Source organism: Bacillus sp. ISL-39 (genome assembly GCF_018613295.1).
GTDB lineage: Bacteria > Bacillota > Bacilli > Bacillales > Cytobacillaceae > Mesobacillus.
On sequence record NZ_JAGGQM010000025.1, the window covers coordinates 144,491 to 160,674 of the forward strand.

Annotated in this window: 18 protein-coding genes and 1 pseudogene; 4 read left to right on the forward strand and 15 right to left on the reverse strand. The window is 42.9% G+C overall.

All coding sequences use genetic code 11. The features are described 5' to 3' along the window. Window positions 1–34 precede the first annotated feature (34 nt). From J7E37_RS17590 to J7E37_RS17630, 9 genes are all read right to left on the reverse strand, one after another. Window positions 35–604 (reverse strand): TetR/AcrR family transcriptional regulator, encoded by a 570-nt coding sequence (locus J7E37_RS17590; RefSeq protein WP_215025733.1) that lies wholly within the window; start codon window positions 602–604, stop codon window positions 35–37. Window positions 605–776: 172 nt separating this feature from the next. Further along, complete coding sequence (locus J7E37_RS17595) at window positions 777–2,390, reverse strand: hypothetical protein (protein ID WP_215025736.1); 1,614 nt, start codon at window positions 2,388–2,390, stop codon at window positions 777–779. Window positions 2,391–2,392: 2 nt separating this feature from the next. Further along, on the reverse strand, window positions 2,393–3,172 hold the full coding sequence (locus tag J7E37_RS17600; protein ID WP_215025739.1) for an ABC transporter ATP-binding protein: 780 nt from the start codon (window positions 3,170–3,172) through the stop codon (window positions 2,393–2,395). Between the two features lie 290 nt (window positions 3,173–3,462). After that, complete coding sequence (locus J7E37_RS17605) at window positions 3,463–4,197, reverse strand: sulfite exporter TauE/SafE family protein (RefSeq protein WP_215025744.1); 735 nt, start codon at window positions 4,195–4,197, stop codon at window positions 3,463–3,465. 147 nt (window positions 4,198–4,344) lie between these two features. After that, window positions 4,345–5,322, reverse strand: coding sequence for an aldo/keto reductase (locus tag J7E37_RS17610; protein ID WP_251009732.1), 978 nt, complete (start codon window positions 5,320–5,322; stop codon window positions 4,345–4,347). Window positions 5,323–5,431: 109 nt separating this feature from the next. Beyond that, the gene (locus J7E37_RS17615) at window positions 5,432–5,686 is read right to left on the reverse strand and encodes a hypothetical protein (protein ID WP_215025752.1); all 255 of its coding nucleotides are present in this window, start codon (window positions 5,684–5,686) and stop codon (window positions 5,432–5,434) included. 31 nt (window positions 5,687–5,717) lie between these two features. Next, entirely contained in the window at window positions 5,718–6,269 is a 552-nt protein-coding gene (locus J7E37_RS17620; protein ID WP_215025754.1) for a GNAT family N-acetyltransferase, read from the reverse strand. 161 nt (window positions 6,270–6,430) lie between these two features. Then, window positions 6,431–7,198 carry a TerC family protein gene (locus J7E37_RS17625; RefSeq protein WP_215025757.1) on the reverse strand — a complete coding sequence of 256 codons (768 nt, stop codon included), beginning with the start codon at window positions 7,196–7,198 and terminating at the stop codon, window positions 6,431–6,433. Window positions 7,199–7,227: 29 nt separating this feature from the next. Beyond that, complete coding sequence (locus J7E37_RS17630; protein WP_215025760.1) at window positions 7,228–7,374, reverse strand: FbpB family small basic protein; 147 nt, start codon at window positions 7,372–7,374, stop codon at window positions 7,228–7,230. Between the two features lie 514 nt (window positions 7,375–7,888). Between J7E37_RS17630 and J7E37_RS17635 the strand changes: the two genes are divergently transcribed. After that, entirely contained in the window at window positions 7,889–8,329 is a 441-nt protein-coding gene (locus J7E37_RS17635; RefSeq protein WP_215025761.1) for a YtoQ family protein, read from the forward strand. 82 nt (window positions 8,330–8,411) lie between these two features. Here J7E37_RS17635 and J7E37_RS17640 read toward each other — a convergent pair whose 3' ends face one another. Then, window positions 8,412–8,996, reverse strand: a complete 585-nt coding sequence (locus tag J7E37_RS17640; RefSeq protein ID WP_215025763.1) for a nuclear transport factor 2 family protein — start codon at window positions 8,994–8,996, stop codon at window positions 8,412–8,414. A 273-nt stretch (window positions 8,997–9,269) separates the two neighbouring features. On the opposite strand from J7E37_RS17640, the gene J7E37_RS17645 reads away from it, so the two are divergent. Beyond that, window positions 9,270–10,292 (forward strand): serine hydrolase domain-containing protein, encoded by a 1,023-nt coding sequence (locus J7E37_RS17645; RefSeq protein ID WP_215025765.1) that lies wholly within the window; start codon window positions 9,270–9,272, stop codon window positions 10,290–10,292. 95 nt (window positions 10,293–10,387) lie between these two features. Here the strand turns inward: J7E37_RS17645 and yiaA are convergent, their stop codons facing one another. After that, window positions 10,388–10,858, reverse strand: coding sequence for an inner membrane protein YiaA (gene yiaA / locus J7E37_RS17650; protein WP_215026080.1), 471 nt, complete (start codon window positions 10,856–10,858; stop codon window positions 10,388–10,390). A gap of 454 nt (window positions 10,859–11,312) precedes the next feature. On the opposite strand from yiaA, the gene J7E37_RS17655 reads away from it, so the two are divergent. Continuing rightward, on the forward strand, window positions 11,313–11,471 hold the full coding sequence (locus tag J7E37_RS17655) for a hypothetical protein (RefSeq protein ID WP_215025767.1): 159 nt from the start codon (window positions 11,313–11,315) through the stop codon (window positions 11,469–11,471). A 33-nt stretch (window positions 11,472–11,504) separates the two neighbouring features. Here the strand turns inward: J7E37_RS17655 and J7E37_RS17660 are convergent, their stop codons facing one another. The 4 genes from J7E37_RS17660 to J7E37_RS17675 form a co-directional block, all read right to left on the reverse strand. Then, entirely contained in the window at window positions 11,505–11,939 is a 435-nt protein-coding gene (locus J7E37_RS17660) for a hypothetical protein (protein ID WP_215025769.1), read from the reverse strand. A gap of 63 nt (window positions 11,940–12,002) precedes the next feature. Beyond that, window positions 12,003–12,260: a hypothetical protein gene (locus tag J7E37_RS17665; RefSeq protein ID WP_215025771.1), complete on the reverse strand. Its 258-nt coding sequence runs from the start codon at window positions 12,258–12,260 to the stop codon at window positions 12,003–12,005. 73 nt (window positions 12,261–12,333) lie between these two features. Next, complete coding sequence (locus J7E37_RS17670) at window positions 12,334–14,391, reverse strand: DUF4179 domain-containing protein (protein WP_215025773.1); 2,058 nt, start codon at window positions 14,389–14,391, stop codon at window positions 12,334–12,336. 189 nt (window positions 14,392–14,580) lie between these two features. Next, window positions 14,581–15,657: a GGDEF domain-containing protein gene (locus J7E37_RS17675; RefSeq protein ID WP_215025775.1), complete on the reverse strand. Its 1,077-nt coding sequence runs from the start codon at window positions 15,655–15,657 to the stop codon at window positions 14,581–14,583. Between the two features lie 334 nt (window positions 15,658–15,991). Here J7E37_RS17675 and J7E37_RS17680 point away from each other — a divergent pair. Then, window positions 15,992–16,184 (forward strand): annotated as a pseudogene (locus tag J7E37_RS17680) (hypothetical protein); the annotation flags it as partial.

Below are 16,184 nucleotides of genomic sequence, written 5' to 3' on the forward strand. Positions count from 1 at the left end.
CTATATAATTCGCTTTCAAAAAATCCAGCACTACTTACCTTAAGAGTGCCGGAATATTCTTGGCTGCCAATAGCAGGGGTTCATTGTTCCCCGTGGTAAACGACAGCAAAAAGGCTCCTTCAATCATCGAATTAATGACGATTCCAAGCTCCCTTGCCCTGCTTTCTTCAAAGCCTGATTGAAGCAGTTTTTCGGCAAAAGCCTCCTGGAAACCTTCATATCCACTCTGGCATGCTTTCCTGATTGGTTCGCTGAAAAGAGCGGTCTCAAGAGCAACTGCCGCAATTGGAACTCCTTCCTGGCTCCCGTCATTCTGATATTGCTTTGCCATTTCTTCGATAAAACCCTGGATCGCTTCAACAGCATCCTTTTTTTGATCCAGCCCCCGCTTAATGCGGTCCCTGACATGCTGTGCAGTTAACTGAACAGACTCAACAGCAAGCTGTTCCTTTCCATCGGGAAAGTAATAGTACAAAGAACCCTTCGGAGCACCGCTTTCCTTCAAAATGTGATTCAGGCCGGTACCATGGTAACCCTGCAGCTGGAACAGCCGTGATGCTGCACTGATCAATTTATCCCTTGAAGTCTCCTTTACGTCACTCACCCCCCACTTTTAGTTTATAACAATTGGTCTACATATAACACTAGAGATTTAGCCGAGATTATGTCAATTTCGGGAAGCTTCAGTGACATTCTTCTTCTCGTTACTAAACAACTGCCACCAGCTCAATGTCCACATGAAAAGCGAAGCACAGGGGAACGTCCCTGTGCTTGTTTTACTTCAACCTCTTCCACAACACCAAGTTCAATACAAGCAACAGAACTCCATAACCTATAACACCAAATGGCACCTTCAACGCTAAAAAGTGCAGCCCGACAAAAATCGGGATGATCAGGAACAGGAGAAATACTTTGATATCCCCGCTCTGCTTTACAGCGTCAAAAGGCTGTGAAAAGGCGAGTTCCCCTTCTCCTGCCAGGTAGCACAGAAGTGTATAGATCAATGCCGTCACGAATACGGCAATCAGATCATCCAGAATTCTCAGTCCGAACAAGAAGCTGAACATGATCGATACGAGCAGGAATAACGGCAAGAACAGCTGGAACAGGAACGCCTTCAATGCCGCTTTATTGATGAGTCCCAAACTTTTCACCGGAGCGACCTGATAAATCCAGCTTCCTTTATAGGAACCAGAATGAGCGAGCATGATGACCGACATCGGGATGACTAGCATGACCGAATAAATAGTCAAATAAGAACGGCTCGCAGCGAATTCCTCGAAACTCATCATCGAATAGCTGTTGAACATGAACACGAACGGAACCACCACGGCAAAGCCAAGTGAAGGATACACCTTCAGCTTAAAATCTCGCTCGTTTTTCATCATGATCCTCGTGAACCGGAAAAATGGCAGCTCCTCTTTGGAGATGAGGAAAGGCATGGATCGAAACACCTTCCACTTGCTGCTCGCTTTTTTCTTGCCGGTCTGCGCGGTGAGCTTTAGCAAATTGCGTTCGAAGTCTGGAATCATCTTCACATACATCAAAATCGATACAACAGGCCCAAGAACGGCAAAAAGGGTCAGTACGAGATTGCCGAAACTCCTGCTGCCCCCAAGCAGGACATCGAACAGGCCGGCAAACCACATCGGCGGAAGCAGCAGCTGCCACCAGGCAAATTCCAGTTGATAATCGAGATTCACCAATTCAAAAGAACGCGCCACTACCTGGTAGCCAATCATTACCCCAATGGATAAGGCAATCTGGACATAGTTGATAATATCCTTCAGCTTCTCACCGTCAAAATACCGCAAAATAAACAAATAGAGCAAGGCTGTGAAGGCAATGATGAAAATATCCGCAAGCACGAAAGCAACAAACAGCAGCCCCGAGAACAGAATTCCTCTGAAAATCACACTGACCACCAACGGGATCAGCGTCGTGGCAAGGGTAATATACAGCATATAAATCGTAACATGCAGCAATTTAGCCATGCTCACTGTCTTTGACTTGACTGGTTTTGTGTCGAGGACGCTTTTATCCCGCAAGTCGAGCAAGACCGATGAAAAATCCGAAATCAGTGTTGTCATGATGATGAACATGAAGATGCTGAACAAGATGGAAACCTGGAACAGATAATTATCTTTTAAAAATAAAAACGGGATTAGCATCAATCCAAAAAAACCATAGATCCACAATGATTTGAAAAATTCATTTTTCTCCGGCTTATCTTTCTTTTTCATAGACTGGCTGAACACCGTCGGCTTCCGGCGCTGGTCCATCGTCAGCTTGACCTGGAGGATCCGCCGCATTGTTTTGTACTCAACACCCATTTTTAAAAAGACAGGCTTGAACAAATCAAGCAGCCTTAAGATCAAAAAGTTCTCCACCGTCACCCCTCCCTGACAATGGATACAAATTCAGCAGCACGGTCCTCATGCTCATGAAAACCGGTCATCTGGTTAAAAATGCTTTCAAGAGAGCCCTCTTTGCTCTGAGTCTTCAACTCTTCGAAACTGCCATTCGCCACGATATGGCCGCCGTGCAGCAGGACGATCCGGTTGCTGATTTTCTCGACGACATCCATGATATGGGACGAGTAGAAGATGGTTTTTCCTTCAGCCGCAAACCTCGCAAGGATTTCCTTGAAAACCATCACACTGTTTGCATCCAGTCCCGTCAATGGCTCATCAAGGAACAGCAAATCAGGATTATGTAAGAAGCTCGAAACAATCAGCGTTTTCTGCCTCATTCCTTTCGAAAAAGACGAAATGCGAGAATGATAGACATCTCCTAGGCCAAACACCTCAAACAGCTGCTCCGCTTTTCGGTCGGCATCGTCATAATCCATCCCATACAGCTCGGCAACGAAGGTTAAATACTCCTGGGCCGTAAGCGAATCATACATTTCCGACGTCTCGGGAATATAACCGATTCTCTGTTTGTAGCCGCCGCCCTGCCGGACGATATCCTGCCCAAAAATCTCAATCCTGCCAGAATACCCTTCCTCGAGGCCAAGCATCAGTTTCACCGTCGTGCTTTTACCCGCGCCGTTTGGCCCTATGTATCCAATGATTTCTCCTCTATCAACCTTTAAATCTATTCCTTTGAGCACCTCTTTGCTGCCATACGATTTCGTCAGGCCGGTGATCGATAACACTTCAGAAGACATGACTCTCCCCCTTTTAAAAATGGCTTAAAATACCATATTACCATCTTACCACAATAGTAAATTACTGGAATGGCAAGCGGGGTATAACTTAAAAAACCCTTATCCAATATAAGGGCAGCAATTCAGATTTCAATACCAGTTGGCACTAACATTCCGGTTGGGATCTATTTATCTCCAGTTGGGATTTATTTATCGACGGTTGGGATCTATTTATCGACGGTTGGACTCAATTTATCTCGATTTTGCAGAATATGGGCACCAAATAATCCTCCAAAAAACAGGTGTTCCACTCACACTACTTTTTCGAAAAGAATCTGTACGATAAGTGCCACTGTCATCACCCGCAGAATCGGTTTGACATAGTTGGGGTTCAGTTTGCTGGCAATCCTGACGCCAATCTGAGCTCCCGTCACTGACCCCAGCATCAAAGCGATAGTCACTGGCCAGATCACAGCTCCAGTAGATATATAGGTAATCGCTGCACCTAAGCAGCTTGAAAACGTGGCAAGCCGGACATACCCGACCGCCCGGATGTAAGCGATGTTCAGATGAGCAAACAAATAGAGCATGAGCGTTCCCTGTCCCGGCCCAAAAAGTCCATCATAAATCCCGATTGCGTATAACCCCGGGACACTTTTTCCAGAAGGCTTTAATGCCCCATCACCCGACATGCTCCCTTTCCCCAAAAAAGAGGCGAAGAAGGCAAAAATCAGCAAGCCAATCGCCACCACATACATGTCTTCACTTGAAATTTTTGATGCTATGAAGCCGCCGCTGACCCCGCCAATCAGGCTGACAGGGATAATCCAGAATGATTCCTTGAAAGTGATTTTCTTTTCCCTATAAAGGTGATAAAAGCTCGAAAACGAGCTGACCGTATTTGATACTTTATTCGCGGCGATTGCGGAATGAACCGGAATGCCCAAAACAAGCATGGAAGGCAAGTTGATCAAGCCTCCTCCTCCCGCCAAAGTCCCAACCATCGTCGCTATGATTCCAATGAAAAAGAGAATGATATAATCCATATTTTTACACCTCCTTCGTTTATTATATTCGCTTATTTTCAATAAGGAAATTTAATAAAATTAATAATTATCGATAAGAATTAGTTATATAGCAACAAAAAAAGAGCAGCAGAATAGTTCTGCTGACTCTAAAAAACATTGAATTGACTAAGGCAGTCTTACACCTCGGGAACTTACATACAATGAATACCATTCCTCACGGCTGAGGCTGATGTTGACTGCATCACCACAAGCTCGGATCCTTGCGGGATTGACCGTGCCGATGACAGGCTGGATGGCGGCCGGATGCCTCATCAGCCAGGCGAGTACGATGGCTTCTGGTGTGGTTTGTTTCTCTTCTGCAAGCTTTTGCACCAGGGCCGCCGTCTGCTTGACGCTTTCGCCTTCATTCTCGATATTTTTTCCAGAATAAAGCCCTTTGGCAAGCGAACCCCACGATTGAATCTGGATTCCTTCCATCTGCATGAATTCCATGGTCCCATCAGGGAAGGTGTTTTGGCGCGCGGCGTCCTGGTTGACATGGACTCCCGTCTCAAGCCAGCCGATTTTATTCAAGCTCATTTCCAGCTGGTTGACGATGATTTTCTCATCGGTATGTTTCTGCAGCAAGCGGATCTGACCAGCACTCATATTGGAAACACCGAATGAACGCACCTTGCCGGAAGCTTTTAGCTGATGAAAAGCTTCGCCCACCTCGGCCGGTTCCATCAAAGGATCAGGACGGTGCAATAATAGGATGTCCAGATACTCGATGCCGAGCCTCGAAAGGATGCCATTCACACTGTCGAGTATGTATGATTTTGAAAAATCATACCTGCCGGGCAGGCCAGATTCCTGATCAGCGAAACGAATACCGCATTTCGACTGAATGATGATATCCTCACGAAGTCCGGGCTTTTCTTTTAAAACCTGCCCGAAAACTTTCTCTGCTTTTCCCAAAGTATAAATATCAGCATGATCAAACATATTGATTCCAGACTCTAACGCAGCCTCGACCGCCTCATGTGCCTGCTTGACATGTTCCGACTCGATTGGACTGCGGTCCCAGCCCCCGCCAAGCCCCATGCATCCAAACACAAGCTGTGAGGCATTCAATCCATTTTCATTAATAGGCAGCTTTTTCAAATTTCCTTCCTCCTTAAAACTCTTTGCAAGACATTCTACCATATTAAAACAAAAGACTATAATGTAAGGCCGCCAAGCAAAAAAGAAGCGCAGGGTACGCCCCCACGCTTCAGCTCTCCAATATCCCCATGAGTTTGTAAGCTGTCAAACTAGTCAACACCAGTCCAAGCCCCAGCGCGACTCCTCCAGCAACTAAAAAGGCATTGATATAACTTGTGACAATGATATGATAATACCCAGTGTCGGCCCCTCCGCGACTGACCAGCCACGATTCAGCCATCGATGTACCAAAGGTCACACTGTAAAAAGTCAAAATCACACCCAGTAAAATGAGTAAAGCACCAATGACCACAAATCCTTGCAACCTTTCTTTCATCCCCGTCTCACTCCCATCTTTAATCAGCCACCGAATTAATGATTCCATAACAAACAAGGTCTTCAAATCGATCTTCTTTCTTCACCTGTTCAATCAAAACCCCTTCTTCTTTCATGCCCAATTTCTGCATGACTTTTCCGGACGCCGGGTTTGACTGAAAGTAACGGGCATAGACCTTGTGATAGCCCTTAACCTGAAACGCAAAATCGACCACAGCCTGTGCTGCCTCCGTCGCAATTCCTTTGCCCCAGAACTCTTCGCCAATCCAGTAGGCTATTTCCCCGTTGCTGAACCTTTGGTTATTGGAGAGAGCCACTGCTCCATATAACTCTCCGCTTTCCTTATCTGTTACAGCAAACTCAAAAAATCGATCAGCATTAAAATTTTCCTGATGCTGTGAGATCCAGCCTAATGCATCCTCGATAGAGTACGGATAAGGCAGGTTCAAGGTACTTTTATAAAGATTATAGTTATTACACATCCTGGTGACGGCCGGAGCATCCGATTCCTGAAATAATCTTAGGATCAGCCTATCGGTAGTGATATTTTTTTTAGTATCATCATAAATCATCGGAATTCCTCCTCAACTTAATCAACCATCCATGTCGCGGATGTATACCTCGGTAGAAATGTATTCAACAAGAAGGCAGAAAAATCCTTTTTCCACAGAAAGAAGCACAGGGTATGTCCCTGCGCTTCGGTGGCATCATTCATTTGTAGATTTTCATACGATCAAACAGCTTCCTGAGGATTCTTTTCCTTCGTCAGGAACCAGCCGGCTGCTGCTATCGTAATTAATACGCCGTAAAAGAACAGCTTCCATTCCTTCGAATGGGCGAAATCGTAGGATAAAACTCCGATATCAGGGTGTCCCAAAGTTAGCACCGCAAGTTTGACACCTACCCAGCCGACGATCGCAAAAGCAGCAATTTCGAGACCTGGTCTTGAATGAAGCAGCTTTACAAACAGGTTGGCCGCGAAACGCATGATGATCAAACCGATCAACCCTCCTGCAAAAATGACCAGGAACTTACCGCCGTCCATACCGCCAATAGTTGGAAGGTTGGTGTTCGGAAGAGTCATCGCCAGGGCAACAGCGGCCAGGATTGAATCAACTGCGAAAGCAATATCAGCCAGTTCTACTTTGAACACAGTAGCCCAGAAACCTGATTTCTTTTTCTCAGCAGCATTGTTGTTGTCTTCCAATTCTTTGAAATAAAACTTCCTGACAATATGGTTAATCGCGATGAATAACAGGTAAAGCGCTCCGATTGCCTGAACCTGCCAGACATCGACCAAAAACGAAATAATGAATAACGATGCAAATCGGAAGACAAATGCTCCTGCCAAACCATAGAATAGTGCTTTTTTGCGCTCTTCTTCAGGAAGATGCTTTACCATGATCGCCAATACCAATGCATTATCCGCTGCCAGCAGTCCTTCAAGAGCAATCAACAGCAGCAATACCCAACCGTATTCAAATAAAATCGATAGTTCCAATTATTTATCCCCCTTTAAAATTCTGATTATTAAGATGCATTCCCGGATTTATGGACATTGCTCAAACGCCTGGCTTCAATCCGCTCCTCGATTTTTTCCAGCTGCTTTTCATCCTCCATCAGCTCGAGCCTATTAGCCTTCAGCAATTCCTCAAAAGTCACTTTTTTCTTACTCACCTTCACCAGCCCCTTTTCAATAGTTTGCTATTATTGAAAGTTCCTGTTTATGTGCCTGCGGTCCATATATAGAAAAAGACCTTTACCAGACATGGTAAAGGTCTCAAAACAACAAAAAGACCTTTACCAAAACGGTAAAGGTCTTGCTAACAACGTCAAACGCTGCCAACAAAGCCGGGAGATATCAAAACCTCCGAAATGACGACTCTGTTGTAAAAGCTACTCCCCTTTAGGAGAACTATTCAAATAATGTAAATACAATATAATTCATAGCCAGGCATTCTGTCAATAGGTAACATGCGGGCGTAAAACTTGCTTCTTCCATTGCAAGTATGTCCCTATGCTTTAGGACTAGGTTAGCTCGCAAATCCGACGAGTTGGGGCACATAAAGGGTTCTTTAGTATTCACCTTCACCATATTCCCTAGCGATGGTCGCCTCATCCTAATTCCTTTGAATTATCAGTAAAGTTTTATATGATTGAATTACAATACATTCAATTGGAGGGTGTTACGATGGAATTAACGGTTTATTTAGCTGGGCAGATTCACGATGATTGGCGGGATCAGGTGGCCAAAAAGGCGAAGGAGAAGAACCTGCCTTTGGTATTCGTCGGACCGCAGACGAACCATGATCGGTCCGATAATATTGGGGAGGATATTCTCGGGCAGCAGCCAGGCAATGTGTATAAGGACGATGTTGCGTCTGATATCAACAATTTCAGGACACAGGTTTTAATGCAAAAATCCGATATCGTCATCGCCCTGTTCGGCGAAAAATACAAACAATGGAACACAGCGATGGACGCCAGTGCCGCGATCACAATGAACAAACCGACAATTATCGTCAGACCAGAATCCTTGATTCATCCTTTAAAAGAACTATCCAATAAAGCGAATGTAACGGTAGAAACTGTCGACCAGGCATTGGATGTCATCAGTTATATTTATGAATAAGAGTGGAAGCGCAGGGTGCATCCCTGAGCTTCTAGAATATAATTGAAGCATAGGGTCAACCAGCCCTATGCTTCAGCTCCTTTTATACATCAAATTCCACTCCGTCAACTTTCCACTCGCCATTGACTAATTTAAATGTAAGATTCAAGAATGTCGGGGGAATGACTGGCTCACCGTTTGCATCAATGATAAATTCCCTTATATGAACCCTATAGGAATCCTGGTCTGGAAGATACTGAAATCCCTGAATAACCCAGTCATCCAGCTGGCCATTATCGGCAGAGTACAGATTCCATTCATAATTATCTTTGCCCTTGACCAATAATTTATTGTCTCTTTCCACCAGGATCAGTTCATCAGACAGAAGAGCTTGCGCGGCTTCTTTGTCCCCTGTGGTATGTGCCTTTACAAACTCTCTGGATAGGTAGCTTATTTGGGAAAACAGGTCATTTTCTTTTTGATAGGTTTCAAGCTGTTTTTCCAAATCTGACATTTTCTCGTTTGACTTTTCTATTTTTGCATTTAACCTTTCAATTTCCTCTTTATTCTCAGTAAGTTCCATGGCTAATGTCTCTTTCTCACTCATGAGCTGATCGACAGTTTCTGTATCGGTACAAGCTGTGATGATTGGTATGAAACAAACGATCAACAGCAATAATTTTTTCACCCTCTTCATCCCCTTTCCTTCACATATATAGTTCTGCCAAGTCACCCAAAAGTCCTTCGCCATCACTATAGTTTCCCCATATAATTCCTATAACTCTTCAAAGTCTCGATTCTCGGGGATCTCGATTCCATTATTCTTTTGATATTGGGAAAAGGACTATTCTCTTTGAGCTTCTGCCTGTCTGGATTCCCGCATTCACTAATTGTCATAATTTACTATAATCTATACACGGTCAATGGTACCCTTAAAGTAGATAAGGTTAGGAGGATTAAAATGAAGAACTTTGAAGAAGCCCTTCATGAGATTCAGTCCAGGGCAGATTTTTCAGGAGTGGTCATGGTCGTAGATGGGGACGGTGACGCCTCAACTGCAAGCTTTGGCTATGCTAATCGGGCTGATCAATCAAAAAACAATTTGGGAACTCGTTTCGGAATCGCTTCTGGCTGTAAGCTTTTCACGGCAATTGCCATTTGCCAGCTTGTGGAGGATGGTAGGCTCACTTTCAATACAAGATTGAAAGATTGCCTTGATATCGATTTTCCTAGTTTCAGTGGTGAAATCACAATCCATCATTTGCTGACGCATACTTCCGGTGTTCCTGACTATTTTGATGAAGACGTCATGGAGGATTTTGAGGAGCTGTGGATTAAGAGACCGATGTATCACATTAGAAGCCTTAAGGATTTCCTGCCTATGTTCCAGGATGAGCAGATGAAATTCACGCCGGGGGAATCCTTTCACTACAATAACGCTGGGTATATTTTGTTAGGCCTGATCGTGGAACAAACCTCCAAGATTGAATTCACTGAGTATGTACAGGAACAAATTTTTAAAAGAGCAGGGATGATGGATTCTGGTTATTTCTCATTTGATGCTCTGCCTTCAAATACAGCTTTGGGTTATATCGACCTGCCTGACGGGACCTGGAAAACCAATATCTACTCACTGCCGGTAAAGGGCGGCTCGGACGGAGGCGCGTACGTCACCGTAGATGACATGAGCAAACTATGGAAGGCGCTTCTCGGACAGCTTTTACTAAGGGAGGAGACCATAGACACACTGCTGGCTCCTCAAGTACAAGTAAACGAAACAGGCTGTTATGGATACGGAGTCTGGATCAAGAAGCAGGACGAACAAATTTTGAAATACCATGTCATGGGCTATGACCCGGGAGTCAGCTTCCATTCAGCCTACTATCCAGCTTCCAAGGCCATTGCTGTGGTGTGCTCCAATAAATCAAGCGGTGCCTACGATATCCTGCAGACAATTGAAGAGACTTTGCAGGTAAAGGCTTAACGCAAAAGGGACGGTACCTCAGATGGCACCGTCCCTTGTCTGTCTATATGGATCGATCGTGATGTATTCACTACGGGCCCATGCCCCACTGTACTTCAATCTCTTTCTTTCGCTCGCTGAGTATCCCTGATATTCTTCTGAACGGTAATGGCTGCAAATATGCTAAGTATGAAAGACATCCCATAGAATCCCTTTTCACTTAAAATAATGCTTCCCGCGTTGTATAGACCGATTGCCATTAGTGAAATCGATACAATCAGAGCAAACCAGCTGATCCCGTAATAAATATTGGTAACCGGAATGTCCTCCTCCCTATCTCTCACGGCCTTTTGCAAGGATACCGCAGCATAGAGACCGAATACCAATACGGCAAAATAATATCCTTTTTCATTCAATTCCATACGCGCATTGAATAAACCAATCAGATACGCGGAAACCCCAACTAACAAGGCTCCCCAGGAAGCACCTTTAAAAGCCGAGGTAGGTTCTCCCTCTTTCCTTTCCACCTTCACTTTCGGCTTTCTTTCTGCTGCTTTATCCAATGATAAATCATGCTCATTAGACATCATGTCTCTCCTCCAGCCTTTAACGTATATACAAAAATTTAGTTTGCAGTAATATTCCTAAATACATTATATAGAAGTTGTTTACAAATAATAGATAAAATTGTTATTTTTTCTAAAAGTTCGCCTAAGAAGAGGGCAAAAGATAGAACATCCTTTTGTAAAAGGCTGTTGAATTCACTGTCTTAGTAAAATAAACGGAGAAATTCCGCTTAAATTGAAAACACCCCCTATTTCTTTAAAAATAAGGGTCATTTTTCCGCCTATTTCATCAAAATGGTTGAATTTTGTCTTATTTATAGCTGTTAACCGGAATAGCTCCGCTTAATTCTGCTTCCTGAGCGTCCTCTTATTCAATAACCGGAAATTCTCCGCTTATGGGCACTCATACCTGCATAAAACTGAATGAAAAACAGCGCTTTGTAAATAATATGACTGGTAACGAAGGAGGATTTTTATGCAGAAGAATCAACAAGTTAAAGGAAATACAGGCGCTGTGATGCAACCTGGCTATTCCGGAACAGATGCTGAACAAGTAAAGCAGCAGATCCAGAAAGATGTAGCGGCAGGGCAAGGGGCCATGACTTCCCGAGAGGCAGGATCCATGCGCGATTAAAAACCACTTTAAGTGGTTTTTTCTATAGCTAAATTATCTCAGGACGATGACCCTTCCTGTATCCGGGTTGACCATGACCCGTTGCTCTGCATCCATTGTTTTGACCTTAAAGGAGTAGAAGTGTGTATATGCGAAGGGATGAAACCTGGAATCCATCACAGGTATAATCTGCTCTATTTCGTTTATGACTTCATATTTATCCAAAACGATTTCCTTCGCCTGGTTATAGGTAAATTGAGGGATAGAGAAATATAGAACAGTTAAGAAAAGCAATGCAAATACCCAATAAGGAATTCTCCATCTCCTCTTCCCTTCTTCACTAAAATAAAGACCATGTGTAACGAGGAGTATAACTGGCAGAGTCGAAGGCCAAACGCCGATATATACCGTTTGATCAACAACCATAATAACGAGAAAAGAAACCAAAGAAATGCCCCAACCTAGATATGACTTTTCTATCTTCTTCATCATCTGTCCTCTCAATCCGCAGTACATCTACAGGTGCCTATTAAAATTCAAATCTGCGCTCTTCTAATTCCGAATTTGCCTATAAATAACGATTACCACTTCGAAAAACAATGTTACCCCGATAAAGGTAAAAAAGAAGAAAAACGGAGAACCCGTCATGCCGAATGCCACCTCATTCTGAAGCGGATCAACACTTTTCCAGGAACCTTCAATATACGGTGTATAATTCATTGTTTTGATATAGCCAATTCCAAACATACTAAGAAAATAGATGATATGAAGTGTGATGGACCAAGCGGCCGCTTGTATGAATAGCTTCATATTTTTGCCTCCTAACAACTTCTAAATGGGACGGCTCTGCAGGCTTACACAAGAACTGTCCCTTTTGCGCTGATCACTTCAGTGTGATTTTCATAACATCATTCAAATACCTCATTGAATTATATCCATAAATATCAAGTCTTTTAGGAACGACGTTTTCTCCGTCTAATGTGATGGTTTGAACTGTTATAAAATGACGGGGCTGTTCAATTTTTTCATAATCCAACGAACCTGAATACGGATCGTATACGACCCCGTTTTTATCAACGAGTACGCTTTCTTGTTCCATTCCAGTTGACATCGTTTCTTGTTCATTTTCACCGACAATATTCAGATGAAGGGCTTCAAATGCCCGATCGGCAACTTCATGATTGCTTATAACAACGCTTGTCGGCTGTCCCACTTCAATTTTATCAATACTGATCGTGCTTCCTGCATATTCAAAGGTCTGTGGAAGTGGTTGGTTAACATCCAATCCGACGCTTTTATGGTCTTCAAATGTAAAATAGGCAGTTTCTAAATGAATTTTTACCTCTTCAGGCTTCTCACCAAAAAGCGGATCAAATTGCGTTTGATAAGTACGCCAGTCCATATCTTCCTGAGTGTGTGAAAAGACACTGCCATATTGGTCAACTTTCACTTTTTTACCATTCACTTCAAGGTCTCCCAAGTTAAGAGAATCGATCCTCTTCTTTAGCTGTACTTCTCGGATGCCATATTGCAAAATAGTTACTGTTGGCGCGATGGTTAACTTCTCAAAGCGAATCGGAATCCCTTCGATCACTGTTTGTTCAGTTAAAGCTATTTCTGTGGAAGGTTGTTTGGTTGCCGGAATCTCGAAATTCCACTCGCCTGATTTATACCCATTGGTCCTTAAGCCCATTTCCATCCCTGCTTCAATATTATCAGATACCAATTCCTGAAGGTGAGTAATTTTGAGTTTGATTACCGCCTGATCTTCTTCTAGCGGCTTCAGACTGACCTTCCCGTAGAACACATTCTTTTTTTGTTTATTCATCTCGGAATCAAGGTCCGGGAAATAATATCTCGGATACGCTTGATTTTTCATGATTTTATATTCGTTCTCAACACGGAGTCCATCCTCATAGCTCATAAGATATTTATTATCACCCTTGGTATCTTCTATCTGATAAAAAACAAGTGTCTGATAATCATCAGCAACGACACCCTTGATTCCGATTTTCACACCCTCGCTTTCTGCTTCCAGGTTCACCCTTTGGCCAAGGTCCTGTTGCAGGAAGGTGCGCAATTGCTCATCCTCTTCGGTCCAAGTATAGTAGACATTTGCAAAAGCGCCAGTAAAATAACCAATCCCAATCAAGAAGGCAAAAACACTTGTAAAAACCAATGCAACTTTTTTAAGCTTTATAAATTTTTGCTGCCTCTGCTGCTCTTTTTTCGCTAACCGCTCTTTGATATTCGCAATCATATGCTCAGGCACTGACAAATCATTCATCCACTCAGCATGATGTAACATCAGGGTGACATCCTGAAAGGCAGCCAAATCCTCCTGACATTCCCGGCATTCGTAAAGATGAATCTCGAACTCTATTTTTTCCGGCCGTTCCATTCTTTTTTCCAGATAATCAATGTAGTTCTTCTGATGTTCCTTACACCCATTGAAGGTTGACCCGTACAATTGTTTTCTGACCGACTGAGTCCCGGAGAACAACAGCTCTTTCATTTTATCCACTGAAACTCGTAAAATATGTGCCGTTTCCTCCTGGGAGAACCCTGTGCCATAGGTAAGGACCATTGCTTCCTTTTCCGCATCTTCAAGTCGATCCAGTGCTTTAAATAAATCATGATGGGATGCATCTTCCTCTGATGCCAGCGTGACTTCATCGTCCGAAAGCTCCCTGCAGATATCAATGAAAATTGAAGCAACCCATAATTCGAATGAAGTCTCCTTTTTATACCGAGGCAATTCCCTGTGCACTTTCATGATCGACCGGTAAAATAACTCTTCCATTTGCTGATGATTGCGGAGATAAAACCAGCCTAGTGCATAAAAGGATTGCTTATGCCGTTCGAACCAATCCACGACAGAACCAATCCCCTTTTCTTGAACAGTGGTGATCGTAATGGCATCCATTTTTGCCGGAATCATATTCATCCCCCCTTTTAACACGCTCTCTCTCTTTAACTCTATTTTACCTTTAATTCCCTATTATGCTAGAGGTCTTTAAAAAATGAAAGCTTTGCCGACATTGCTTTCATTTGGGTGGATTTTAACGAACTGATTCTTTTTAGCCGGGAAGTTTACTAAATAAAAAAGCACAGGATACGTCCCTGTGCTTTATAGTGCGGATACTTTATTTCTTCCTGTCCGTTTTGATTTATATAAGGTGTCATCCGCTTGTTTGATGAACTCTTCTAAGCATTGAGTGGTTTCTAGATAGGTTGAAGCACCAAGGGAGATGGTAATGTTGATTTGTTTGCCATTTGGTATGGAGAATCGATGATTTTCCACTATTCCCCGGAGGCGTTCTGCGATTTCCAGCGCCTGAGAATAGGAACAATTCTTTAATAACAGAGAAAATTCTTCACCGCCATTTCTTGAGACAATATCACTTGGGCGTGAGCAGGTGATTAACAGTCCTCCCAATTGCCTTAATACTTCATCTCCCGCTTGATGACCATATGTATCATTAACCTTTTTGAAGTGATCGATATCAATCATAAGCAACGATAATTTTTCATTAAGCTCCTGGGCACTTTCTATACTTTCATTTAATGAAGAATCGAACTGTCTCACATTATTTAATCCCGTAAGGAAGTCTGTTGCCGACTGGGTTTTCAGATGCAAAAACATTTGGTTCGACTGAACAATATATCCTGCCAAAAAATACACCAGAACTCCCGATATTGTTGTAATCACCCAATAGTTAACCAGGATTTGGTACACTTGATCTGCAAAACCCAATAGATACAATAAGCCGGATGAAATCGTAATTAAGCTAATCAATCCCATCATCGTCCACTTAAAAAAGTCCGGCCCCTTTACCTTTTTTTGGACCAGTGCTGCTAACCCCGCAATAATAAACATTATGAGCACAGTGACCAGAAATGTTTCCATACTTCCATCAAAAAATACTAATCTGCTGATATTGATTATGCTCGCGGCTACGAAAGCCGAAACAAACCCTCCATAAAAAGCCGACAACAGGATTGCCATGTGACGCAAATCCATTATGATCACAGGAGTAATCTGAATACTAAAAGCCATTAACACTGAACCAAGTATTCCCGCTAATGCCCCAAGTTTTAACTTTTGAAGAGTCGTATTCATCTCAGGATTGTTTTTAAATAAACTTCCGCCTATAAACAAAAACGTGATAACAAAACTAGAATGTATTAAAAAATCTTTCAGCAAGATCATACCACCTAAAACGTGAATTTCGACTTCCTTTTATAGAATACGAGATAAAGGACAATTTTGCTAGAAAATTCCTAATTACCTTCCATCCGCTCGCGGATCCAAACAAAGGGACGGTGATGGTTTCTATTTTTACCCGACATAATCTCTTGCGAATGTGGTCTATCCACTGCCAATTTTAAGAGGTGGTAACTACCATCTAGCAGACTGCTTAAGTATGAGCATTGCGATTAGAGGACTGTTGTGAAATAAGCAAAACTGCTTGTCATTTTATAGTGACTTGTTTTACGCAGCTGGGTATAATAAGTCATATAGAAGGAGGTGAAATAAGATGGAGGAAATATTGAATAAGATATTAGATCGGCTCGATTCCATTGACCAGCGCTTTGATTCTGTTGATGAACGGTTTAATTCTGTTGATAAACGGTTTGATTCTATGGAGAATCGTTTAATTAACTTGGAGTATGGCCAACAATCCTTGCAATTAGAACAGAATGCCTTGACTAAAGGCCAGCAATCTTTAC